We start from the raw sequence: 23143 nt of genomic DNA, 5'->3' as shown, positions 1-23143 counted from the left end.
ACTGCGCGACGATCCGTGACGGCTGACCGACAAATTGCAACACTCGCGGGGCGGGATCCATGTAAATATTCGAAGCCGTTCTCAGGCGCACACCGCGGCGCCACAGGCCAAACGCCTCCATCCATGCATCGTTCCCGCCAGATGACTGATGCGTTGGGGGCACCAGGAAGGAGACTTGCTTGACTTGCCAGCCGCCAGAATCCGCAAGCCACACTGCGCTGCATGAAGCGCAACGCCAGATCCTGCTTTCGTCGGCGTCGGGCACGCCGGCCAAGGCATGCCTGGAGGCGCTTACCGATGCCGTCGGCCGCTTGCTTCCCGACGCACGCGCCTGCGTCATTCTGGCGAGCTCGGACCGCGCGACCGTGGACGACGGATATTCCTCGCAATTGCCTGCCGAATTCGCCGCAGACCTGCGCGGACAGTCGATAGATCAGGCGCTCTTCGCGCCGGGCCTTGCCGCGCGGTGTGACCAGCCAACCGGCTGCCTCGATATCGAGGACGCGGCGATGTGGGCGGCGCAGTGGCAATCCCTATGTGTGCAACACGGTATCCGGGCCTGTCACGCCCAGCCCGCACAGGCTGCCGATGGTGCGCCCGTCGGCTGGTTTCTGTTGTTCCTGCCTCAAGCGGCTGCGTTGAGCACCTGGGAGCAGCGTGTCGCGGAGTTCGGCGCATTGGCCGCCAGCATCGTGGTCGAACGGGACCGCGCGGCCGCGCATCTTCGGCATGAAGTCCACGCCCTGGCCAGACTGCAGGCGCTGAGCGCCGAACTCGTCGGCCCCGGCGAATTCGAACCGCTCCTGAAAAAAATCCTGGCCGCCGCGGCCGACATTTCCGGCACCGAGAAAGGCAACATCCAGATCTACGATCCCGCCAAGAACACCCTGAGCATCGCCGTTCACCAGGGCCTGAGCTCACACTTCGTCGAGCATTTCGCGCAGGACGGCTGGGTCGCAAGCTGCGCCGAGGCCGCCAAGAATCTGGCTCGGCTGGTCGTGCCCGACGTCGAACAACTGACGGACCCGCGAGGCATGCCAGGGCTTGAGGTCATCCTGGCGGACAACATCCGGTCGATCCAATGCACGCCGCTGCTCAGCCGCAGCGGCCAGCTGCTCGGCATGCTCAACAACCATTACGCGTGGCCCGGCGGTCCCACCCCAGAGGCCCTGCGCTACATCGATCTGCTCGCGCGGCAGGCCGCCGAACTGCTCGAACGTCATATCGCGGAATCGGAACTGGCGCGCGAACGGCGGCAAAAGGACGAATTCCTGGCGGTGCTGGCGCACGAGCTGCGCAATCCGCTTGCCGCCCTGCGCAACATGCTCGAAGTGCTCAAGCGCGCCGAGCGCGATCCCGCCCTGACGGCACGCGCGCGCGAAGTCATGGACCGCCAGTTGCGCCAGCTGGTCAGGCTGGTCGACGACCTGCTCGACGTCAACCGCATCAACCGCGGCAAGCTCGAACTTCGGCTCACCGCGCTCACGCTCGACGCGGTCCTGCAGCACGCCATCGAGGCTTGCCGCCCCGCCTTGGAACAACACGGGCACCGGCTGAGGCTGGTGCAGCCCGACGCGCAGATCGCGCTGCAGGGCGACGCCGAGCGCTTGACGCAAGTCTTCGGCAACCTGCTCTCGAACGCGGCCAAATACACGCCACCCGGCGGCGACATCGAGCTCTTCGTCGACCCGGGCCAGGACAGCGTCGACGTCACGGTCCGCGACAACGGCTCGGGCATTCCACCCGACCAGCTCGACCGGATCTTCGAGATGTTCACGCAGGTCGACCGGACACCCGAACGCGCGCAGGGCGGCCTGGGCATTGGCCTCATGCTCGTCAAGCGCCTGGTGCAAATGCATGGCGGCACGGTGCGCGCCCATAGCGAAGGCCAAGGCAAAGGCAGCACATTCGTCGTCCGGCTGCCTGTCACCGGCATCCAGGCAGCCGCACCCGAGCAATCCGCCAGCGCGCTGTCGCCCATCGCGCGCAAGGTGCTGGTGGTCGACGACAACCGCGACGCGGTCGAATCAATGGTCGCCGTGCTTGCCCTGGAAGGCCACGACGTCACTGCCGCTTACGACGGCGAAGAAGCCATTGCCCTGGGCAACCAGATCCGTCCACAAGTGGTCCTGATGGACATCGGCATGCCCGGCATGACAGGCCACGAGGCCTGCCGCCACATGCGAACCCTCGACTGGGGCGAGCACGCAACGATTCTTGCGCTGAGCGGCTGGGGCCAGGAAGAGGACCGCCGGGAGTCGATGGAAGCCGGCTTCGATGCACATCTGGTCAAGCCGGTTGATATGGACGTGCTGCTGGAGATGCTGTCTACGATCGAGCGGCGGGGTGGTCGGGGATAGGGGCAAGCAATGCACCTGCTTGACTTCTTTGTGCGACCGCGATGGTCTGCGGCTCCCTCCAAGATGGCCCCTTCCCGCAAGCCAATCCCCCTCACCCCCGCTCCACCTTCCACCCCATCTCCGCCGAAATCCCCGCCGCCGCGCCCTGCACCACCGGCACCATCTCGCGCATGCGCTCCAGCGACATATAAGGCACGGTGCTCGACACGCTGATCGCGGCCACGATGCCGCTGGAGGCATCGCGCACCGGCGCCGCCACGCAGCGGATCGAGGGCTCGTTGTCTTCCAGGTCGAACGCATAACCTTGCGACGCGTAGTCGCGCATGCGGTCGCGGAACGCCTCCCATCCCTGCTGCCCGCCCGGCGCGCGGGATGACACGGGCGCGCCCACGCGATGCAGCGATTTCCATTGCGATTCATCGGCGTCCAGCAGCAGCGCCTTGCCGACGCCGGTTGCGGCAAGCGGCATGCGGTGGCCCACCCGCGAACGCATTTCCAATCCCTTCTTGCCCGGGATTTTTTCCAGATACAGCACGTCGTTGTTGTCGCGCACCGCCAGGTGAATCGTGTCGCCGGTCAGTTCGGCCAGGCTGTCCAGATAAGGACGTGCCAGCGTCGCCAGCGGAAAAGCCTCGCGCGCCTGGAAGCCCAGCTCGATCAGCTTGGGGCCCAGCACGTAGCCCACGCCCGGCAACGCGCGCAGGTAGCGCTCTTGCACCAGACAACTTGCCAGCCGGTGCGTGGTGCTGCGCGCCACGCCGATGCGCGCGCAGATCTCCTTCAGGTCGCGTGCGCCATCGGCCACGGCCTGCACCACGGCAAGACCGCGCATCAGCGTCTGCGTGCCGGCGGGCGCGGCGGCATCGGGGTCCAGCGGGGCGGATGGCTCGGGGGGCAGTGTGGTGGCGGTCATGTTGCGAAGAGAGCGTTGCGGCGCGGCGGGGAAAGATCGGCAAGCATACCCGGCGCCGCGGCACGGATACGTGAGCAAAGATGGATCCACGGCGCTTCGCGGGGCGAACAAGTCATGTCGAGTGCCCATTCAAGGCCGCTTCAAAATCACTTCAAATTCCCTGTATGTGGGATTTAATTCTATATTTTGAGATTTTTCAAGCGCTGGACTAGAATTTTTGCCATTCGTGCGCTGCGCGTCTCCCGCGCGCGCACGGCAGATTTCAGACAACAAGGTCCGCGCCCCCTCGCCCGGTCCCGCGCCCCCGACGGCGCTGCGACGGCGCCCGATGCGCGGCCAGAGACGAGACAGACTCTGATGAATAACGGATCGCCCGCCCGTGCGGCTCTTATCGCGCTGGATTGGGGAACCTCTTCGCTGCGCGCCTACCGCCTGGATGCCACGGGCCGCACGCTCGATACGCGCCATCTGCCCTGGGGCATCATGCGCCTGCCGCAACCGCTGCAGGACGGCGCCGCCACCACCACGTTGTCCGGATTCGAACTGGCTTTTGAACAGGCTTGCGGCGACTGGCTGCGCGCCGAGCCCGCCCTGCCCGTCATCGCGTGCGGCATGGTGGGCAGCGCGCAGGGCTGGAAGGAAGCCGCTTACCTGGACGTGCCCGTCGACCTGGAACGCATCGGCACACTGTTGACCGTAGTGGACCGCGCGGGCGGCACGCCGGTCCACATCGTGCCCGGCCTCATCCAGCGCCACGGCCTGCCCAACGTGATGCGCGGGGAAGAAACCCAGGTGTTCGGCGTGATGGCGGAAGAAGCCAACGTCAACGCCGACAGCGTGCTCATCGGACTGCCCGGCACGCACTCCAAATGGGTCAACGCGCGCCGCGGCCGCGTCACTCACTTTGACACGTTCATGACTGGCGAGGTCTACGCGGCGCTGCGCGGCCATACCATTCTGGGCCGCACGATGGCGGACGCCGCCACCCCTGACCTGGCTGCCTTCGAGCGCGGCGTCAAGATCGCCGGCGCGCCAGCGGGCCGCGCGGGCGTCATGTCCACCATCTTCAGCACGCGCGCGCTGGGCCTGACCGGCGAACTGGCGCCCGAATCGCAGGCGGACTATCTGTCGGGCCTCTTGATCGGCCATGAAGTCGCCGCGCTGGCCGAGATGTTGCGCCAGCAGGGCCAATTGCCCCGCATCGTGCTGTGCGGCGACCCCGCGCTGTGCAAGCGCTACACCCTGGCCATGCAGCACTACGGCCTGGGCGTGCCCGAACAGGCGCAGAACGCGACCGAACGCGGCCTGTGGCACCTGGCCATCTGCGCCGGCCTCGTCATCCCCTCTACCCCGATCCCCGCCTAGGAACCTTCGATGAACCATCCCGGTCTCCAAACCGCCATGGCCCACTGCGGCCTGATCGCCATCCTGCGCGGCATCACGCCCGCCGAAGCCGAGCCCGTCGGGCAGGCGCTGTACGACGCGGGTTTCCGCCTGATCGAAGTGCCGCTCAACTCGCCGGATCCGCTGGACAGCATCCGCGCCATGCGCGCCGCGCTGCCCACCGACTGCCTCATCGGCGCCGGCACCGTTCTCAATCCCGACGACTGCGCACGCATCCAGCAGGCGGGCGGCGAACTCATCGTCATGCCCCACAGCGACCCGGCGGTGATCCGTCAGGCCAAGAAACTGGGCATGGCGTCCTGCCCCGGCGTCGCCACGCCCACCGAAGCCTTCGCGGCGCTGGCCGCCGGCGCCGACGTGCTGAAGATGTTCCCGGCCGAGCAGCTGGGTCCCGCCGTGCTCAAGGCCTGGCGCGCCGTCATGCGCCCGCCGATCGCGCTGGTTCCCGTGGGCGGCATCACGCCCGACAACCTTTCCAGTTACGCCCAGGCGGGCGCCAGCGGCTTCGGCCTGGGCTCCGCCTTGTACAAACCCGGCCTGTCGGCCGAAGCAACCAGCCAGAACGCGCGCGCTTTCGTCGCGGCCTGGCAACGCGCCTATCCTGCCCAGGAGACCCAAGCATGAAGATCACCAAGCTCACCACCTACATCGTGCCGCCCCGGTGGTGCTTCCTGAAGATCGAGACAGACGAAGGCATCGTCGGCTGGGGTGAACCCGTTGTCGAAGGCCGCGCGCATTCGGTTGCGGCGGCGGTCGAGGAACTGTCGGACTACCTGATCGGCAAGGATCCCCGCAACATCGAAGACCACTGGACGGTCCTGTACCGCGGCGGCTTCTACCGCGGCGGCGCCATCCACATGAGCGCACTGGCCGGCATCGACCAGGCGCTGTGGGACATCAAGGGCAAGCACCTTGGCGTGCCCGTCTCGCAGCTTCTGGGCGGCAACGTGCGCGACCGCATCCGCGTGTACTCGTGGATCGGCGGCGACCGTCCCGCCGATACCGCCGCGGCCGCCAAGAGCGCCGTCGAACGCGGCTTCACCGCCGTCAAGATGAACGGCACCGAAGAACTGCAGTACATCGACTCGTTCGACAAGGTCGAAAAGTGCCTGGAGAACGTTGCCGCCGTGCGCGACGCCGTCGGCCCGAACGTGGGCATCGGCGTGGACTTCCATGGCCGCGTCCACAAGCCCATGGCCAAGGTGCTGATGAAGGAACTTGACCCGTTCAAGCTCATGTTCATCGAAGAGCCCGTGCTGAGCGAACACTACGAAGCGCTGAAGGAACTGGCGCCGCTGACGTCCACGCCCATCGCGCTGGGCGAGCGTCTTTTCTCGCGCTGGGACTTCAAGCGCGTGCTGTCCGAAGGCTACGTCGACATCATCCAGCCCGACCCGTCGCACGCCGGCGGCATCACCGAGACCCGCAAGATCGCCGCGATGGCCGAAGCCTACGACGTCGCGCTGGCGCTGCATTGCCCGCTCGGCCCTATCGCGCTGGCCACGTGCCTGCAGATCGACGCCGGCTGCTACAACGCGTTCATCCAGGAACAGAGCCTGGGCATTCACTACAACGCCGCCAACGACCTGCTCGACTACGTCAGCAACCGCGAGGTCTTTGCCTACGAGGACGGCATGGTCGCGATCCCGCAAGGTCCCGGCCTGGGCATCGACGTGAACGAGGAATACGTCAAGGAACGTGCGGCAGTGGGTCACCGCTGGCGCAACCCCATCTGGCGTCACGCCGACGGCAGCTTCGCCGAATGGTAAGCCGATAAAAGAGAGAGGAGACACCATTGTCCACCGCCGCCCACACCGGCCTGCAGAGCGCTCAGCGCCCGACCCGCAGCCGCTACATCATCATGGTGATGCTGTTCATCACCGTAGTCATCAACTACCTGGACCGCAGCAACCTGTCCATCGCCGCACCCGCCCTCAAGGACGAGTTCGGCCTGGACACCTGGCATGAAGGCCTGATCCTGTCGGCCTTCGGCTGGACCTACGCCGCCATGCAGATCCCCGGCGGCTGGCTGGTGGACCGCGTGTCCCCCCGCGTGCTGTACGCCGCCGCGCTGATCCTGTGGTCCGCGGCCACGTTTCATGGGCTTTGCCGGCAGCTTCGTCATCCTGTTCGTCCTGCGCCTGGCCGTGGGCGCGCTGGAAGCCCCGGCCTACCCCATCAACAACCGCGTGGTCACCACCTGGTTCCCGGAACGTGAGCGCGCCACCGCCATCGGCTTCTACACGTCCGGCCAGTTCGTCGGCCTGGCGTTCCTGACGCCGGTGCTGGCCTGGCTGCAGCACCACTACGGCTGGCACATGGTGTTCGTCAGCACGGGCCTGTTGGGCATCATCTGGGGCGTGCTGTGGTTCATGATCTACCGCGAACCGCGCCAGTTCAAAGGCGCCAACGCGGCCGAGATCGAACTGATCCAACAAGGCGGCGGCGTCGTCGACCTGGACACGCGCGTGCGCGAAAAGAAGGCCCCGTTTAACTGGAACGACCTGGGTTTGGTCATGAGCAAGCGCAAGCTGTGGGGCGTGTACCTCGGCCAGTTCTGCCTGACCTCCACGCTGTGGTTCTTCCTGACGTGGTTCCCCACGTACCTGGTCAAGTACCGCGGCATGGACTTCATCAAGTCCGGCTTCCTGGCGTCGGTGCCCTTTCTGGCCGCCTTCATCGGCGTGCTGTGCTCGGGCGTGCTGTCCGACTTCCTGATCCGCCGCGGCGCAACGGTCGGCATGGCGCGCAAGCTGCCCATCATCCTGGGCCTCTTGATCTCCACGTCCATGATCGGCGCGAACTTCACCGACTCCACGCCGTGGGTCATCTTCTTCCTGGCGGTCGCGTTCTTTGGGAACGGCCTGGCGTCGATCACCTGGTCGCTGGTCTCGACGTTGGCCCCGGTGCGCCTCCTGGGCCTGACCGGCGGCGTGTTCAACTTCGTCGGCAACCTGTCGTCGATCTGCACGCCCATCGTCATCGGCTTGCTGGTGTCCAAGGACAACTTCGCACCGGCGATCGTGTACGTGTCGTCGCTGGCGTTGCTGGGTGCGCTGTCGTATATCTTGCTGGTCGGTAAGGTGGAGCGAATCGAGGCTTGAGGACTTGGCCTGGGATTGAACCCTGGCTTTGAATGAATGGGCGTCCTGCGGGACGCCCTTTTTTCTTGTCGATTCCAATACGTCCTGTTTCGTCCTTCACCCAGATACAAACGACATCGTCCCCTTCCGCGTGCTCGGCCGCCGGAGTGATGAATCTGTCACGCACCACCATTGCGCCGCTCCTTTCGTTCGCCGGATCATCCGTCAGCTCGCAGCCCCTTTGCGAGGAGCTGAAGAGACACGGAGTCAGCGCCCCATACGGCTTGACTTTAATTCGTCAATAAACGAATATCCGCATGGTTGAAATCGAACATTACCTGGCGCCTGATGGGCATACGAATCCTTATCTCGATTGGCTGAACAGTCTGCGAGATAACCGCATCAAGGTCGCCGTCATACGCCGAGTTGCACGAATTGAACTCGGCAATTTCGGTGACCACCGCTTTTGCCGCGATGGCATCTGGGAACTGCGCATCGACATGGGGCCCGGCTACCGCCTTTACTACACACTGGTGAGACGCCGGGTCGTACTGCTTCTATGTGGCGGCGACAAAAGCACCCAATCGGCGGATCTTGCGTGCGCCGTCCGCTATCGCAAAGACTGGGAACAAAGACCATGAAAAGCAGATCACACGACGAGGCGATGGCCGAGCTGTACCGCAATGACCCCGGACTGGCCGCGGACCTGATCAACAGCGTTCTGGAGGATGGGGATCAGGCAGAGCTGCTAATCGCGCTGCGTCAACTTACCCAGGCCTTCGGCGGCGTTCAGACAGTGGCATCCACGGCGCGATTGAACCCCACTCAGCTATATCGCACACTCTCCCCAAGTGGAAATCCCGGTCTTAGTAGCCTCACAGCCATCCTGAAGGCAATGGGATTACGATTGGCCGTACAACCGTTGGAGGGGCGGCAAATCGGCTAGCAGCTTCCGGCCCTGGATAACCTCAGCAGCCCTGCATCGCCAGCTTACGCCGGCGCACATTCCCGGCTCGCTGCACCAGCACTAGCGCCAAGCCAGCCGTTGCGATCACCGCGCCGGCAATCGGCACCGCCGCGTAGCCCATGCCCGCCGAGATCACCGCGCCCCCGGCCGCCGCGCCCACCGCGTTGCCCAGGTTAAAGGCGCCCACGTTCATCGACGAGGCCAGTCCCGGCGCATCCGTCGCCGCACGCATCACGCCCATCTGCAGCGGGGGCACCACCGCGAACGTCGCGATGCCGAAGATCAGGAGCGCGATCGCCGCGCCGACCGGCGTCGAGGCCAGCCACGGGAACGCCAGCAGGTCCACAATCACCAGCACCAGGAAGAAAATCAGCGTGCCATCGAGCGAGCGGTCGGCCATGCGCCCGCCCACGCCGTTGCCCAGCGTGAAGCCCAGACCGATCAGCACCAGCATGCCCGTCACGAAAGCCGGCGACGCGCCCGTGATCTCGGCCAGCGTCGGCGCGATGTACGTGTACAGCGTGAACATCGCGCCCGCGCCCAGCACCGTCGTCAGCAGGGCCAGCAACACGGCGGGGCTGCGCAGCACCGCCAGTTCATGACGCACGTTGGGACGACGCCCGGCCTCACCTGCCGGCAACGCCAGCCACAGCGACAGCATTGCGACCAGGCCCAGCACTGCCGTCGCAAAGAACGACATCCGCCAACCGATTGTCTGCCCCAGCCACGTCGCGGCCGGCACCCCGCCCACGTTGGCGATGGTCAGCCCCATGAACATCGTCGCCACCGCGCTGGCCTGCTTATGGCGCGGCACCACGCTGGCGGCCACCAGCGAGCCCAGGCCAAAGAACGCGCCGTGGTTCAGGCTGGTCACCAGGCGGGCCAGCAACAGCGTCGTGTAGTTGGGCGACAGCGCCGACAGGATGTTGCCGATGGTGAAAATCGCCATCAGCAGGATCAGCGCCTTGCGCCGCGACCACCGCGAGAACGCCAGCGTCATCAGCGGCGCGCCGATCATGACGCCGATCGCGTAGGCGCTGACCAGCATGCCCGCGCTGGGGATGGACACGTTCACCCCCTCGGCGATGACGGGCAACAGGCCCATGGGAGAAAACTCGGTCACGCCGATGCCAAACGCACCGACGGCAAGCGCCAACAACGGCGGGCCGGCCTTCACCGGCTGGGTTTCTTGGGGATTCATGCAAGTTCCTTGGGTTCGACGGCGCCGGCAGGACGTTCCTGGGGCGCGCCCGGCCTGAAATGGCCGGCGCATCGGATAGACAGGCGTGCAGTATGACCGCCGGATCCTTGCAGAAAAAGGCGTCTGGCGGGCAAACACTTTTGACTTCAGGTCATTAATCAGCGGATGTCCGACCCGCCGCCTGGGCGCGCCGTCAGGTATGCAGTCCCCAGCGCTTTGCATGCTTGCGCGTGTTGGTCGTGATCCATCGCGTCAGCCGCTCCAGAAGCGTCCGTTCTGTTCCCGACCGTGCTTCGTCCCACAAGCGGGCCTTGACCTGTGCCAGCGCGTCCGGCAATGCTCCGAGAAGCGATTGCGCCACGGCGGCAACATAGCGCGGGTTAAATCCCAGATCGCTCGCCATGGCATCGAGTTGATCCTTGCCAATAGCGCCCGGTTTGTCCTCCCCGCCAATGGCAAACGCGAACCGCGCGCTCAACCCGGGGTAAATCGCCGTGCACATCAAGTCGTAGAACGGCGCAAGGACGTATTTCCCGTCGCCGTCCAGAAGCACGGAGAGATTCTTCGCGTGGCTGTCGTTGTTGCCCACCATCAGGTTGAACAGAATCCACTGCAAAAAACGCTTTACGTCCGGACCACCGACACCCGTCGCTGCCAGCAACTTGCGGCAATCCAACAGCGTCGGACCGCCATCCGATTCGTACTTCACGTTTGAAGGCTTGCCCGCCAACTGGCACAGGTCCAGCTGATGCAGTCGCCGTAATCCGCCCAGTCCGTCGGGCATGCGGTCGTAACGCTGAATCAGACACGCGCGCGTTTCCGGTTGATAAACGGCTTGCGCAACGCCCAACCCAAGTGCTGCCGCCAGTTGCATGACCAGCGTCTCGTTCAGGGCCGATGCCCAGACCCCATCCAGCCCGCGGATGTCCGGCTTGAGGATGTGAGTGGAGGGGGCCGCACCCTCCGGCAGTGCGGGCGAACCGTCAGGCATGACCGTCAGCAGAAGCTTGTCCTGCGCCCCCGCGAGCGAGATCCGCGTGCCTTCAACGTTCTCGGCCACCAGCGCCGGCACGCCAGTTTGCTGCAGACGCGCAGCGATTTCCGGCCAAGTCACGGGTCGATACTGGGCGGGCTGGGGAACTTCCCCCCGCGGCAAAATCGTCAAACCGCTCGCGGTGTCGCCGCCGACGCTGCGCAGCAATCCGAACACCGTCGTCGCATGCCGGCTGGCCTGCAAAAACTTGCGCACGTGGCCTTCGGGCAGCAGGTTTTCGAAGAAGGCGTGGACGGCGTCAGTGGATTGATCACCTTGCACAAGCGGTATCGACGGCGAGATCGGACGGGCGTCCGGATGCGCGATCCATGCGTCGTCATACGCGAAGCGCAGGGGCTGCTCGTCGAACAGGCGCCCGACCTTCTGGCCATCCCGGTAGAGATCGAGCGCGTCTACGTTGCTCATGGCAGCCTCGCGCGCTTGGGTGCGATCTGCACCTCCAGCCCGAGCAGATCCAGCGCATCCAACACCTTCTGCAACTGCAGCGTCGGCTTGCCTCGCTCCAAGTCCACCACAAAGCGATTGCCGGTCCCGGACAGGCCAGCCAGATCCGCTTGCAGCAACCCCTGGGACCGCCGGACGGCTCTTACCAGTTCGCCCAATTCGGCCGAGGTCTGCACCGTCACGGGAAACGCGTCGACGTTCGAACCCATAGCCACCTCCATTTTTACCGTTCGGGAATTTTAGCCAAGTTTGGGCGTATTAAGGCCGCATTTTTCCCGATCGGGAATTTTTTGAGCAAAATTCGAAGAAAGCGCATTAATATTACCGATCGGGAATTTTATATCCTTTTTTGCTTGCCTTGGCCACAAAAATTACCGATCGGGAAGCAAAGCTTCTACAAACAAAAAGGGCGTCCTCCCGGACGCCCTCCATTCACGCCAACGCGCTTACTTCAGCAGCAACGCATTCAACCGCTTCACAAACGCAGCCGGGTCCGCAATTTGCGCCCCCTCGGCCAGCAGCGCCTGATCCAGCAGCAGACGCGCCCACTGATCGAACTCGCTGTCGTCAGCCGAACGGATACGCGCCAGCAGCGGGTGCTCGGGGTTGATCTCCAGCACCGGCTTCACGTTCGGCGCTTCCTGGCCTGCGGCCTTCAGCATGCGCAGCAGGTGCGGGCTGAGCTCGTTCTGGCCCACAACCACGCACGCCGGCGAATCCACCAGGCGCAGCGTCACGCGTACTTCCTTGACCTGGTCTTCCAGCGTCTTTTGCAGGCGCTCGACCAGCGGCTTGAAGTCCTCGGCCACTTCGGCCTGATGCTTCTTTTCTTCCTCGTCGGCCAGCTCCGCCAGATCGAGGCCGCCCTTGGCCACCGACACCAGCGACTTGCCGTCGAATTCACGCAGGTACGACAGCATCCACTCGTCAACGCGATCCGACAGCAGCAGGACCTCGATGCCCTTCTTGCGGAAGATTTCCAGATGCGGGCTGTTGCTGGCCGCGGCGAACGTGTCGGCCGTGACGTAATAGATCTTGTCCTGGCCTTCCTTCATGCGCGACACGTAGTCGGCAAACGACACCGTCTGCGCCTGATCGCCCGAATGGGTCGACGCAAAACGCATCAGCTTGGCAATGCGCTCCAGATTGGCCGCGTCTTCGCCCGCGCCTTCCTTCAGCACCTGGCCGAACTCAGACCAGAACGTTGCGTAGTCTTCCGCCTTGTTCTCGGCCAGGTCTTCCAGCAGCGACAGGATGCGCTTGGCCGAGCCCTCGCGGATGGCGCGCACGTCGCGGCTTTCCTGCAGGATCTCGCGCGACACGTTCAGCGGCAGGTCCGCCGAATCGATCACGCCGCGCACAAAGCGCAGGTACGACGGCAGCAGCTGATCAGCGTCGTCCATGATGAAGACGCGCTTGACGTACAGCTTCACGCCGTGGCGGCCGTCGCGGTCCCACATGTCCATCGGCGCGTGCTTGGGCACGTACAGCAGCTGCGTGTACTCGCTGCGGCCTTCGACGCGATTGTGCGTCCAGGCTAGCGGGTCGTCGTAGTCGTGCGAAACCGTCTTGTAGAACTCGCGATACTGCTCTTCCGTCACCTCGGACTTGTTCCGGGCCCACAGCGCATTCGCCTGGTTCACCGTCTCCAGTTCGTCGGTCTTGACCTGCTCGCCCTTCTCTTGATCCCACTCTTCCTTGGCCATGCGGATCGGCAGCGAGATGTGGTCGGAGTAGCGGCGCAGGATCTCGCGCAGCTTCCAGCCGTTCAGCAGCTCGTCCTCGTCGGCGCGCAGGTGCAGCGTCACGTCCGTGCCGCGGCCCGCCTTTTCAGCGGCGGCAATCGTGAACTCGCCCTGGCCGTCCGATTCCCACTGGATCGCTTCCGTCGAACCGGCGCGGCGGCTCACAACAGTGACCTTGTCCGCCACGATGAAAGACGAATAAAAGCCCACGCCGAACTGGCCGATGAGCTGCGCATCCTTCTGCTTGTCGCCGGTCAGCTGCGAGAAGAACTCGCGCGTGCCCGAGCGGGCGATCGTGCCCAGGTTGGCCACCGCCTCGTCGCGCGACAGGCCGATGCCGTTGTCAGAAATCGTGATCGTGCGGGCGGCCTTGTCGTAGCTGACCGTGATGGCCAGTTCGCCGTTGCCTTCCAGCAATTCCGGCTGGTCGATGGCCTCGAAGCGCAGCTTGTCGCAGGCGTCCGACGCGTTCGACACCAGCTCGCGCAGGAAGATTTCCTTGTTGCTGTACAGCGAATGGATCATCAGATGAAGCAGCTGCTTCACCTCGGCCTGGAACCCCAGGGTTTCGGACGCGGAATTCGTGGCGGTTTGGCTCATAGTTCTACGTGGCTCGGAAAATAAATTAGGGACAAATATCCGGCGGCTAGGGCGATGCGCCTGCGCGGCCGCCGGGAAACCCTACTGATGTGGGGGCCAATGGGAACTTTTCAAGGCCGGGGTGGCGGCCCTGCAACCTGACAACCGGCTGGCCCCAGTAAAATCCCGCACTTTTCTTACCTCCCCCTCCCCGGCCGGCCCTCCCGCCATGCAACCCGCCTCCCTCTCCCAACCCGCCTCCCACGGTGCGCCCGACGCCGCCGACGCCCCCCACGACCTGGTCTACGGCCCCGACGACCGCCCCGCGCCGCCCGTCGCCTTCGTCGCCGCCCTGCAGCATCTGCTGGCCATCCTGGTCCCCATCGTCACCCCCGGCCTGCTCATCTGCCAGGCGCTGGGCGTCAGCAGCCGCGACACGACCCTGATCGTTTCCATGTCGCTGGTCATCTCCGGCATCGCAACGTACGTCCAGTGCAAGCGCTTCGGGCCCCTGGGCGCCGGCCTGCTCATCGTGCAGGGCACCAGCTTCAACTTCGTGGGGCCGCTGATCGCCGGCGGCTCGGTCATGGTCAAGCAAGGCACGCCGGTCGAAGCCGTCATGGCCGCCATCTTCGGCGTCGTCATCGCCGGCTCCTTCGTCGAAATGGGCATCAGCCGCATCCTGCCCTTCGTCAAACGCCTTATCACCCCGCTCGTCACCGGCATCGTCGTGCTGCTGATCGGCCTGACCCTCATCAAGGTCGGCCTCATCAGCATGGGCGGCGGCTTTGGCGCCATGGCCAACGGCACCTTCGCCAGCGCCGAGAACCTGACCCTGTCCGGCCTCGTCCTGGGCACCATCATCCTGCTCAACCGCGTGCCGGTCGTCTGGATCCGCAGCACCGCGCTGGTGCTGGCGCTGGCCGTCGGCTACCTCGCCGCCGCCTACATGGGCCGCCTGGACTTCACCGGCGCCCGCGAAGCCGCCCTCTTCCAGGTGCCGGTCCCCCTGCACTTCGGCCTGGACTTCTCGTGGGCCTTGTTCGTGCCGATGCTGATCATCTACCTGGTCACGTCCCTGGAAGCCATCGGCGACGTCACCGCCACCAGCAAGGTATCGAAGCAGCCGGTTGAAGGTCCGCTCTGGATGCAGCGCATCAAGGGCGGCGTCCTGGTCAACGGCGCGAATTCGCTGCTGGCGGGTGTATTCAACACGTTCCCCAGCTCGGTGTTCGCTCAGAACAACGGCGTCATCCAGCTGACCGGCATCGCCAGCCGCCACGTCGGCGTGTGGATTGCCGGCATGCTGATCCTGCTGGGCCTGTTCCCGGTCGTGGCCGGTATCCTGCAAGCCGTGCCCGAACCCGTCCTGGGCGGCGCAGCCATGGTGATGTTCGGCGCCGTGGCCGCGTCTGGCATCAACATCCTGGCGGGCATCCAGCTGGACCGCCGCGCGCTGCTCATCATCGCTGTGTCTTTGGCGCTGGGATTGGGGGTGTCGCAAGTGCCCGAAATCCTGTCGCACCTGCCGCACTCGGTGAAGAGCGTGCTGGAATCGGGCGTCGCCACCGGCGGGATTTGCGCGCTGGTGATGAACTGGTTCTTGCCTGAGAAGAAGTAAGGATCGATGGGGTGCGTGCAGGGGGCATGCTGCCCCCGGCCAGCCCCCTGAACGGCAGGGCCGCCCGGCCCTCGCCTGACAAGAAGCCAAAGACCGCATATAATCGCGGTCTTCGCATCTCCCGCAGCCGTCACCTGGACGCGCTCGCGACCCCCTAGCCCGGGTGGTGAAATTGGTAGACGCAGGGGACTCAAAATCCCCCGCCGCAAGGCGTGCCGGTTCGATTCCGGCCCCGGGCACCACTAGAAATTCCTAGTACTTACAAGCATCTAGCGCGATTTTTCGTCTCTCCTTGACGCCCTGGATTTTCCAAGTTTGTAAGCTAGGTACAGTTTCGGTACAGTGGCGAAGCCCCGAGCGTACTTTCGGAGCTTTTACACGCATGGCTACTAACGTTAAGACACCCTCCGCCCCCCGGAAAGCCGTTATCCGCAATAGGGGCTGGCCAACTTCATCTAAAACATTCTGCATCAAGCGTGATGATAAAGATTGGCCGCGGCGTATCGAAGACGAAACGGTGCGAGGAGTCTACATCCAGCGAGCATCAGACGAGCGCATGACGCTTGAGTCGGCCCTGACTCGCTACCTGCGCGAAGTCACGCTCACAAAATGGGAATCCACACGCGCGTCAAACCACAAGAAAGCACAGCTATTGCTGAAGCACCTTGGAAAGTACTCCTTAGCCGCCCTGAGCGCCGTCATCGTGGCGCACTACCGCGACGTGCGGCTGGCGGGCGATCCTGAGAACGGCAAACTGGCCACACGCAGCAGCAATACTGTGCGGCTGGAACTGGAGCTGATTAGCCACCTATCCACCATCGCTATCCGAGAATGGGCCCTGGGCCTCGCTCTCAGACCCGCCTCGCAGATCCGCCGCCCTCCGCCAGATGCTAGCCACGATCGTCGACTCACTTCAACAGAGAACAAGCAGTTGCTAGCTGCTGTGGATACAGCGATACGGCTATCGGAAACGGGAGGACTGCGCATGGGCCAGGCCGCCCCGCAAAAGCGCGCGATACGACTCGATTCCACGAGAAACTCATCGCCATGCACCGTCCTGATAACGAAAGCCGCCACGACCATATTTCACGCGGCGCTGAATAACCCAACGCGGCCGCCTCAAACAGCCCTGGTGCTCTTTGGGGAGTTCGGACGTGATGCAGTGCGGCGCTCCTATCTGTTCGTTAAAGCTTGGACCGACGCGAAGAGAAAGGCACGGCTGACGGATTTCCGGTTTCATTTGAGACACGAAGAGGTTAACCCTCGGGGGGGGCCGGTCTAGAAGGTAGTGAAGACCAGTGGACACAAAGCTATGCAAATATTTAAACGATATACACATCTTCGAGCCGAACGTTCGGTTGAAAGTTTGGATGAGTTAAATACCTGACGCCTCTTACAAGTACAAAAAGCGCCCCCCGCGCCGCCGGCCACGATAATCTTACGCAAGGTTTTACCCTCGCATTTACCATACGATATCTATGACCACAAGCACCCAAGCGGAGCTATTCGAGACAATAGCCCCTCCGACGAAGTCGAGAGCAACCATTGATGCAGAGCAATCTGGAACCTTTACACCAAATATGAAGCTCCCCGTGCATCGATGGTTTCGGTATTCAGCCGGCTTCTCGTCTGAGTGGGTGAGGCAAGTAATCGAAAACCGAGCGGCAAAAGTTATACTCGACCCATTCGTCGGCTCAGGAACGGTATGCGTGGAGGCAGACCGCGCCGGAGTCGAATCGTACGGTGTCGAATCGCATCCGTTTGTCTATCGCTTAGCGCGCGGTAAGCTGGCTTGGTCCTCCAGCCCTGAAGCGTTCGAAGCTGCGATTGACACCGTAGAGAAGATTGCTCGTAAGCTGCAACCGAGTAGCTGCGATGAAATTCCCGATCTCCTAAGAAAATGCTATGAAGTCGAAACGCTCGTCGAACTTTTCAAACTTCGCGACGCGTACTTAAGGATTGCCGGAGACCTATCCGAAAATATCCGCCTACTGGTATTCCTCGCGTTGAACGCTATTCTTCGCCAGGCTAGTCACGTTGGGACGGCGCAGTGGCAGTACGTTTTACCCAACAAGCGTAAGGCTAATGTGTCAACCCCATCAGATGCGTTGACCGCACAAGCGATTATCATGGCTCATGACATGCGCGACATGCAAAAGAAACAAACAAGAAGTCTCGCCCAAATACTTCAGAGCGATGCGCGCACACTCAAAGGCATATCTGACGAGCGTGTCGACCTCGTAATAACATCGCCACCGTATGCTAACAACTACGATTATGCGGATGCTACTCGGCTCGAAATGACCTTCTGGGGGGAGATAGGTTCGTGGGGAGATTTGCACGACACGGTCCGTCAATTTCTAATCTGCTCGAGCTCACAACATGCTACGAGTGATAAGTTAAAGCTTGACGACTTACTTGCAAGACCGGCAATTGCACCAATTCGAGACGAACTGACTGCAGTCTGCAATGAATTGGCAGAAGTTCGCTCATTAAAGGCCGGCAAGAAAGCCTATCACACGATGATTGCAGCTTATTTTGGAGATATGGCTGAAACATTCACCGCTTTGCGCCGCGTAACCACGCCTGGAGCGAGCATGTGTCTTGTCATCGGCGACTCCGCTCCATATGGCGTTCATGCCCCTGCTGAGCGTTGGTTTGGAGAGCTTGCAATCGCCTCAGGGTTTAAATCGTGGTCTTTTGAAAAAATACGAGACCGGAACGTTAAGTGGAAAAATCGCAAGCACACTTTCCCCCTTCACGAAGGGCGACTTTGGATCGAAGGGTGAGGCATGGCGCAATCTCCATCACATAAATTCGGTCAAGACTTGGGCAACCTGCTTGAGTATGTTGTTTTATATTTGATTTTGAAGCCACGCCTGGAAAATTTCGCAAAAGCGAAGAGTTTTTATCTAGACTGGCAGAAAAGCAGACGCGCGCGCCCTGGAAAAAAAGTTACGTGGGAGGATAAATATGGGAACACTCACGACTTGGACTTCGTAATTGAGGCAGGCGGCTCAGAAGAAACCCGCGGAATTCCAGTTGCATTCATCGAAGCCGCCTGGCGCCGATACACCAAACATTCAAAAAACAAAGCACAAGAAATACAAGCGGCCATACTTCCCATCATCGAGGCCCACCAGCTCTCCGCACCCTTTTTTGGTGCTGTGTTAGCTGGAGAATTTACTAAGCCGGCACTGGAACAGCTTCGAAGGCATCGGTTTTCCATTCTATACATCCCGTACAGTGATGTAGTGAATGCATTTAAAGCTATAAATTTCGACATTGCGTTTGACGAGAGCACTTCCGACGCCGAATTTACGGCTGCCGATCAACGACTTTTAGCACTCACTGAAGCTGATAAAACAACGCTGCGCAATGCATTAATAGCCGCCTCAAAGACCGAGACGGATGCCTTCATGACTGCGCTACAAAAATCGCTTGAGCGATTGATCACGCGCGTTATTTTAATTCCTCTCTTTGGCACCGAGGTTATATGCAGCAACGTTCAAGAAGCTATCCAACAATTGCATAGGCTGGACAAGATAAAGGCAGCAGGCGCGCTACAAAAAATCGAGGTCATAGTTGACTACGACAACGAAGACTCTATCCGAGCGTCATTCAAAGACGACGACGGTGCGCAGGAGTTTCTGAGGAAGATTGCTCTTTAATAGACAATCCTTGGTGGGCTGACCCGTACGCCTATCTCAAATGCAATTCGGGGTACTGCCGTTCTCGCCGTGGGCCGCGAAAGCCCAAGAACACGCTGAACACGTTCGATCGGCGCGAACGAGCAGCTCACCATCAAGATCGATTTCGCCAAGAGATTCGGCGGGTTGAACAAGGAATTCAAGGCGCTACGCTCAGCGCCGGGCTCGGTGCGGTTCCTGAACACCGACAAGAACACGGCCCGCATGAGCTACTTCACGACGGACGCCGCTGCCATCATCAACGGCCAAACCGCGCCCAACGGTTACACGGTGGAAGCCTTCATCAAGATCGACCGCGATTGGGTGGCGTCCAAGCATGCGTGGATGAACATCATGACCCGCGACGGCAAGCGCGGTGATCTGCCAGGATTTACCGGGGGAGACCCGGAGTCGCCGCCGCTGCTGTTCGCAATTTCGAGCCTGCGCGAAATCCAATGGGAAGTCGTGCCCGATGTGTCAGGCACGCGCGGCGCCAAGGCCAACTGGTCTGGCGAGATCATTCCCGACAAGTGGATGCACGTGGCAGTGGTGAACGACGACACCACGCACGAAACCATTCTGTACGTGGAAGGCGCGCCGGTGCTGCGCAATACGTCGGACGCGCCGGGCCTGGCGACGCTGGCTGCCAATATGCCTTGGGTGATCGGCGCGGGTTCGTGGGATGGCGCGCGGGCCGATGGCTTCTTTGGCAGCGTGGGCGAAGTGCGTATTGTGGATCGGGCGCTACAGCCGATTGACTGGCTGACCGCGCGTCGGCGTTGATCGGTGCACGCGCCGCGATCGGCCCCCGCCGCGGCGCGTGAGTGCATGAGCGCGTTGGTTGTCAACGTCGGTTGGCCCGACGTCGGTTGCGCTCGTTTCAATTTGAGCGGCGCGGCAAACGCCTATCTGTCTGGATTGATATCAGGTAGTACTTAAACCCGCACCCGCTAACGCGGTGCAGGTTTTTCTTCGTCTGGGATAATCCACGAACCCTCAACCATCAGATCCGTCAGAAGCGCGAAACGGCGCGTCGGTAGACCGGTATCGAAACAATGAGCACGTCCGTTGAATCCCTGCTCGTGACCATCGCGCGTGGGATTCACCAGCATTCGAATAACTAAGCCCGTATGCCTCTGAACACCTGGATTTCCCGCTTGCAGACCACGCGCTGCAGCTTGCTTGCCGCATTGGTCTTCTGCGTCTGCCTGCCCGCAACTGCCACGCAGACCACGTCCCCAGACGCCATCCAGCCGCCAACCCTAGTGTGGGGCGCCGTTCCCAGCGCGGATCTCTACCTGCTCGTGGCCAGCCCGCGTCTCAGCAAGCCCGAGCTGCAACAACTGGTGGCCGACAAGATCGGTCGTGGCATTGGCGATAACCAAACCATCACCCAGGTTTGGAGCAATGTGCCGGAACCCATCCAGCTTTGGCTTTCGATCGACCCCGCGCGGCTTCGGGACGCCAAGCTGTCCACGGATCAGGCCTTGGAGGCGCTGGCCTCCAAACTGGGGATTTCCGCCCAGCCCACCCAGGGCGTCCGCCCGCCCCACGCGTGGATCTATTCCGGCGCGACACGCGAGAAGCTCGAAGCCTGGAGTGATGCGCCCCCAAAGCTGGCGGACGGCACCGTCATCAACCCATCGGAATGGGCGACATTGACATACCTGCAAGCGCCGCAATCCTGGGAAGCCTGGAACAAGGTTGGGTTAAGCCTTTCTGTGTCGGCGGAGGCACGCCGCGACTCGTTGGAGAGCGTCGTCAGCGAACGGCTGAAAGCACTGGCGTCCCATCTGCCCGATGACGTGTCGGTATTGATCCTGCCGGCGGGTCGCGGATTGAATGAAGCCGACGGCATATTCGTCACGGTCGGGCGCGACGAGTAGTCCCGCACCCGGCGCTGGTGCCTCCCTGCTCACCTAAGGCCAGGGGAGCAATCAAGCTGCCGCACCTTTACCGCTAGAATTCCGTCGCAGACAGGCTGGACATCACGATCCGGCCAACCAACGGAAAGCTTCATTGGCGCAGGAGGTTCAATGGCAATCAAGGCCGTGGCATTCGACGTATTCGGAACCTTGGTCAACATCGATCGGCCAACCCGTCCGTTCCGCAAGCTGGTCCGCCTGCTGCACGAAGCGGGCCGCCCGCGCCAACGCGACGACGGCATTCGGGCGATGAGCAGTGCGATCGACCTGCGGCAGGCTGCCCGTTTGTTTGGCGGAATGATCAGCGAAGATGCACTAAGCGCACTCGAAGCCGAGCTGCGCGAAGAGCTTGATTCCATCACGTTGTTCCCGGACGCCGCGCCGACGCTGCATGCACTGAAGGCGCGCGGCATCAAGGTGGCGCTGTGTTCCAACCTGGCGGCGCCGTACGGCCCGCCGGTTCTGGACTTGCTGCCGTTTCAGCCAGACTTTTGCGCTTGGTCGTACGAGGCCGGGGCAGTGAAGCCGCAGCCCGAGATCTATCAGTATCTGTGCGAGGGCATTGCTTGCCAGCCCGATGAAGTCCTGATGATCGGCGACACCATCGAGGCCGACATGATCGGGCCTCGAAAGTTCGGCATGCACGGGTATCACCTGGACCGGCACGCAACAACATCGAATTCAGCGGAGTCCGTACGTTCGCTGAGCGATGTGCTTACGCTGATGGCCGCGCGCCATTGACGCCAGGCCGGCCGAATCAGAAGGCGGCCCTATCCGCCCCGGCGCCGCCAAGCCCACCAGACCGCCCCGACCGGCGCAAAGATCGCCAACCACGACCCCCCGTCCCACACCCCATCGCCCAGCAGCGCCGACACCAGCCCCACCACCGAGGCCACGCCTAGCCAGATCGGCACGCGGAACACCTCGCCCGCCGATTGCAGGTTCTCGGTCCGCGCGCCGCGCGCATCAACGTTCTTGCTCATTGCGCTGCCCCTTGCCGATCACCCTGCCGCAGCGCCCCGGCGGTCTCTGCTGCATCCGGGGCCAACGGTTTCGAAGCCGTTGCCGCCTTGGGCTTGCGCAGCCATAGATACAGCCCGCTACCCAGCACCACGATTGCAAAGAGATCCAGCACCGCCCAAAGAATCTTGAGCGGCAGGCCGCCGTAATCACCAAAATGCAGCGGCTGCGATAGGAACAGGGTTTTTACGTACCAGGGCATCTCTCGCGTGTCGGTCAGCTCGCCGTTAGTGGCGTCCACCAGCGCGGGCTTTAGCAGGCGCGAGGTCACGGGCGTGTTGCCCTTCATGAAAAACGTGTAGTGATGCGGACTGGAAAACATCGTCCCCGGAAACGCGACGAGGCTCACCGCCATGTCCGGCACGGCGGCGCGTGCCGTGCGGATGGAAGCTTCCAGATGCGCGGGCTGCGTGACGGGCGGCAGGCCGCGGAACGGCGCGGTCATTTCCGCCATCTGGTCCATCTGCCAGAGGCTAAGCACGACGCGGTTCAGCGTATTGATGCTGCCCGTGATGCCAACGACCAGCAGCCACACGACGGTGACGATGCCCAGCAGGTTATGCCAGTCCAGCCATTTGACACGGGTGCTGCGCTGGGTGCGCAGCGCGCCAAATTTCAGGCGGCGCATGAAGGGGTAATACAGCACCACACCGGACACGATGGCGACCACCATCAAGAGGCCCATCGCACCCAGGAACAGCATCCCCGGCAAGCCGGCGAACATGTCGGTATGCAGCTTGAGCATGACGTACATGAAGCCTTCGTCGGTGGCCGGTTCGTCCAGGACCTTGGCCGTGCGCGAGTCGATGACGACGGCGTTGTTTTCCTCGGGCGGCGCGTCGACGGCGCTGGCCATCGAGACATACGTGATGTCGGGGTGCTCGTCCTGATCCCAAAACATGTAGCGGATGACTTCGCCCGGGCGGCGCTCCAGCGCGGTCTGGGCGATCTGGTCCATGCTGGCGTTAGGCGTGCCAGCGGGCATGGGCGGCGCTTCAACCACGCCCGACAGGTGCTCGATCTCTTCGTGGAATATCAGGGGTAGTCCGGTCACGCACAGCAGCAGCATGAAGACCGTGCAGACCAGACTGCTCCACTTGTGTATCCAGGACCAGGCTTGCGTGGACATCTCAGCTTC

At 62.7% G+C, this 23143-nt stretch carries 19 protein-coding genes, 1 tRNA gene and 2 pseudogenes; 15 read left to right on the top strand and 7 right to left on the bottom strand.

The annotated features are described in order from the left end of the window. Positions 1–179: 179 nt before the first annotated feature. Complete coding sequence (locus tag HV786_RS00685) at positions 180–2360, top strand: ATP-binding response regulator (RefSeq protein WP_128829334.1); 2181 nt, start codon at positions 180–182, stop codon at positions 2358–2360. Between the two features lie 91 nt (positions 2361–2451). Here the strand turns inward: HV786_RS00685 and HV786_RS00680 are convergent, their stop codons facing one another. Beyond that, on the bottom strand, positions 2452–3273 hold the full coding sequence (locus HV786_RS00680) for an IclR family transcriptional regulator (protein WP_128829335.1): 822 nt from the start codon (positions 3271–3273) through the stop codon (positions 2452–2454). Between the two features lie 357 nt (positions 3274–3630). Here HV786_RS00680 and HV786_RS00675 point away from each other — a divergent pair, with 357 nt between their 5' ends. From HV786_RS00675 to HV786_RS00650, 6 genes and pseudogenes are all read left to right on the top strand, one after another. Continuing rightward, entirely contained in the window at positions 3631–4638 is a 1008-nt protein-coding gene (locus HV786_RS00675; RefSeq protein ID WP_128829336.1) for a 2-dehydro-3-deoxygalactonokinase, read from the top strand. Positions 4639–4647: 9 nt separating this feature from the next. Beyond that, positions 4648–5301, top strand: coding sequence for a 2-dehydro-3-deoxy-6-phosphogalactonate aldolase (locus tag HV786_RS00670; RefSeq protein WP_128829337.1), 654 nt, complete (start codon positions 4648–4650; stop codon positions 5299–5301). After that, complete coding sequence (dgoD, locus tag HV786_RS00665; protein WP_056324857.1) at positions 5298–6446, top strand: galactonate dehydratase; 1149 nt, start codon at positions 5298–5300, stop codon at positions 6444–6446. The genes HV786_RS00670 and dgoD overlap by 4 nt, the downstream gene beginning before the upstream one ends. Positions 6447–6472: 26 nt before the next feature. After that, positions 6473–7781: pseudogene (locus HV786_RS00660) on the top strand (MFS transporter). Between the two features lie 296 nt (positions 7782–8077). Then, the gene (locus tag HV786_RS00655; RefSeq protein ID WP_175209690.1) at positions 8078–8401 is read left to right on the top strand and encodes a type II toxin-antitoxin system RelE/ParE family toxin; all 324 of its coding nucleotides are present in this window, start codon (positions 8078–8080) and stop codon (positions 8399–8401) included. Beyond that, positions 8398–8706, top strand: coding sequence for a helix-turn-helix domain-containing transcriptional regulator (locus tag HV786_RS00650; RefSeq protein WP_128829339.1), 309 nt, complete (start codon positions 8398–8400; stop codon positions 8704–8706). The genes HV786_RS00655 and HV786_RS00650 overlap by 4 nt, the downstream gene beginning before the upstream one ends. 22 nt (positions 8707–8728) lie before the next feature. On the opposite strand, the gene HV786_RS00645 is transcribed toward HV786_RS00650, so the two are convergent. The 4 genes from HV786_RS00645 to htpG form a co-directional block, all read right to left on the bottom strand. Continuing rightward, positions 8729–9928 (bottom strand): MFS transporter, encoded by a 1200-nt coding sequence (locus HV786_RS00645; RefSeq protein ID WP_128829340.1) that lies wholly within the window; start codon positions 9926–9928, stop codon positions 8729–8731. A gap of 193 nt (positions 9929–10121) precedes the next feature. Continuing rightward, positions 10122–11387, bottom strand: a complete 1266-nt coding sequence (locus HV786_RS00640; protein WP_128829341.1) for a type II toxin-antitoxin system HipA family toxin — start codon at positions 11385–11387, stop codon at positions 10122–10124. Beyond that, positions 11384–11635 carry a type II toxin-antitoxin system Y4mF family antitoxin gene (locus HV786_RS00635; protein WP_128829342.1) on the bottom strand — a complete coding sequence of 84 codons (252 nt, stop codon included), beginning with the start codon at positions 11633–11635 and terminating at the stop codon, positions 11384–11386. Before HV786_RS00635 ends, HV786_RS00640 begins: the two co-directional genes overlap by 4 nt. Positions 11636–11872: 237 nt before the next feature. After that, the gene (htpG, locus tag HV786_RS00630; RefSeq protein WP_128829343.1) at positions 11873–13771 is read right to left on the bottom strand and encodes a molecular chaperone HtpG; all 1899 of its coding nucleotides are present in this window, start codon (positions 13769–13771) and stop codon (positions 11873–11875) included. Positions 13772–13979: 208 nt separating this feature from the next. Here htpG and HV786_RS00625 point away from each other — a divergent pair, with 208 nt between their 5' ends. From HV786_RS00625 to HV786_RS00590, 8 genes and pseudogenes are all read left to right on the top strand, one after another. Next, on the top strand, positions 13980–15371 hold the full coding sequence (locus tag HV786_RS00625) for a uracil-xanthine permease family protein (RefSeq protein WP_128829344.1): 1392 nt from the start codon (positions 13980–13982) through the stop codon (positions 15369–15371). Between the two features lie 157 nt (positions 15372–15528). Next, a tRNA-Leu gene (locus HV786_RS00620) sits at positions 15529–15613 on the top strand. 140 nt (positions 15614–15753) lie between these two features. Beyond that, the gene (locus HV786_RS00615; protein WP_420809617.1) at positions 15754–16653 is read left to right on the top strand and encodes a site-specific integrase; all 900 of its coding nucleotides are present in this window, start codon (positions 15754–15756) and stop codon (positions 16651–16653) included. 196 nt (positions 16654–16849) lie between these two features. Next, the gene (locus HV786_RS00610) at positions 16850–18160 is read left to right on the top strand and encodes a DNA modification methylase (RefSeq protein ID WP_175209688.1); all 1311 of its coding nucleotides are present in this window, start codon (positions 16850–16852) and stop codon (positions 18158–18160) included. 3 nt (positions 18161–18163) lie between these two features. Then, a complete protein-coding gene (locus HV786_RS00605; protein WP_175209686.1) occupies positions 18164–19042 on the top strand; it encodes a hypothetical protein in 879 nt (292 codons plus the stop codon). 31 nt (positions 19043–19073) lie between these two features. Continuing rightward, positions 19074–19843, top strand: a pseudogene (locus tag HV786_RS00600) (LamG domain-containing protein); the annotation flags it as partial. Positions 19844–20190: 347 nt separating this feature from the next. Continuing rightward, positions 20191–20946, top strand: a complete 756-nt coding sequence (locus HV786_RS00595) for a hypothetical protein (RefSeq protein ID WP_128829345.1) — start codon at positions 20191–20193, stop codon at positions 20944–20946. 150 nt (positions 20947–21096) lie between these two features. Beyond that, entirely contained in the window at positions 21097–21726 is a 630-nt protein-coding gene (locus HV786_RS00590; protein ID WP_128829346.1) for an HAD family hydrolase, read from the top strand. A gap of 29 nt (positions 21727–21755) precedes the next feature. Here HV786_RS00590 and HV786_RS00585 read toward each other — a convergent pair whose 3' ends face one another. Further along, a complete protein-coding gene (locus HV786_RS00585; RefSeq protein ID WP_128829347.1) occupies positions 21756–21968 on the bottom strand; it encodes a hypothetical protein in 213 nt (70 codons plus the stop codon). Further along, positions 21965–23134 carry a PepSY-associated TM helix domain-containing protein gene (locus HV786_RS00580; RefSeq protein WP_128829348.1) on the bottom strand — a complete coding sequence of 390 codons (1170 nt, stop codon included), beginning with the start codon at positions 23132–23134 and terminating at the stop codon, positions 21965–21967. Before HV786_RS00580 ends, HV786_RS00585 begins: the two co-directional genes overlap by 4 nt. Positions 23135–23143 lie beyond the last annotated feature (9 nt).

Origin of the sequence: Achromobacter mucicolens, from assembly GCF_902859725.1 — a bacterium.
Lineage (GTDB): Bacteria > Pseudomonadota > Gammaproteobacteria > Burkholderiales > Burkholderiaceae_B > Achromobacter > Achromobacter mucicolens.
This window is presented reverse-complemented; position numbering and strand designations above follow the sequence as displayed.

Bases quoted from the DNA above. Each gene is read 5' to 3' on its own strand.
- HV786_RS00625 (WP_128829344.1), top strand. From the start codon at position 13,980: ATGCAACCCGCCTCCCTCTCCCAACCCGCCTCCCACGGTGCGCCCGAC.
- HV786_RS00635 (WP_128829342.1), bottom strand. From the start codon at position 11,635: ATGGGTTCGAACGTCGACGCGTTTCCCGTGACGGTGCAGACCTCGGCC.
- HV786_RS00610 (WP_175209688.1), top strand. From the start codon at position 16,850: ATGACCACAAGCACCCAAGCGGAGCTATTCGAGACAATAGCCCCTCCG.
- dgoD (WP_056324857.1), top strand. From the start codon at position 5,298: ATGAAGATCACCAAGCTCACCACCTACATCGTGCCGCCCCGGTGGTGC.
- HV786_RS00590 (WP_128829346.1), top strand. From the start codon at position 21,097: ATGGCAATCAAGGCCGTGGCATTCGACGTATTCGGAACCTTGGTCAAC.
- HV786_RS00680 (WP_128829335.1), bottom strand. From the start codon at position 3,273: ATGACCGCCACCACACTGCCCCCCGAGCCATCCGCCCCGCTGGACCCC.
- HV786_RS00645 (WP_128829340.1), bottom strand. From the start codon at position 9,928: ATGAATCCCCAAGAAACCCAGCCGGTGAAGGCCGGCCCGCCGTTGTTG.
- HV786_RS00675 (WP_128829336.1), top strand. From the start codon at position 3,631: ATGAATAACGGATCGCCCGCCCGTGCGGCTCTTATCGCGCTGGATTGG.
- HV786_RS00650 (WP_128829339.1), top strand. From the start codon at position 8,398: ATGAAAAGCAGATCACACGACGAGGCGATGGCCGAGCTGTACCGCAAT.
- HV786_RS00595 (WP_128829345.1), top strand. From the start codon at position 20,191: ATGCCTCTGAACACCTGGATTTCCCGCTTGCAGACCACGCGCTGCAGC.
- htpG (WP_128829343.1), bottom strand. From the start codon at position 13,771: ATGAGCCAAACCGCCACGAATTCCGCGTCCGAAACCCTGGGGTTCCAG.
- HV786_RS00670 (WP_128829337.1), top strand. From the start codon at position 4,648: ATGAACCATCCCGGTCTCCAAACCGCCATGGCCCACTGCGGCCTGATC.
- HV786_RS00640 (WP_128829341.1), bottom strand. From the start codon at position 11,387: ATGAGCAACGTAGACGCGCTCGATCTCTACCGGGATGGCCAGAAGGTC.
- HV786_RS00605 (WP_175209686.1), top strand. From the start codon at position 18,164: ATGGCGCAATCTCCATCACATAAATTCGGTCAAGACTTGGGCAACCTG.
- HV786_RS00615 (WP_420809617.1), top strand. From the start codon at position 15,754: ATGGCTACTAACGTTAAGACACCCTCCGCCCCCCGGAAAGCCGTTATC.
- HV786_RS00585 (WP_128829347.1), bottom strand. From the start codon at position 21,968: ATGAGCAAGAACGTTGATGCGCGCGGCGCGCGGACCGAGAACCTGCAA.
- HV786_RS00655 (WP_175209690.1), top strand. From the start codon at position 8,078: ATGGTTGAAATCGAACATTACCTGGCGCCTGATGGGCATACGAATCCT.
- HV786_RS00580 (WP_128829348.1), bottom strand. From the start codon at position 23,134: ATGTCCACGCAAGCCTGGTCCTGGATACACAAGTGGAGCAGTCTGGTC.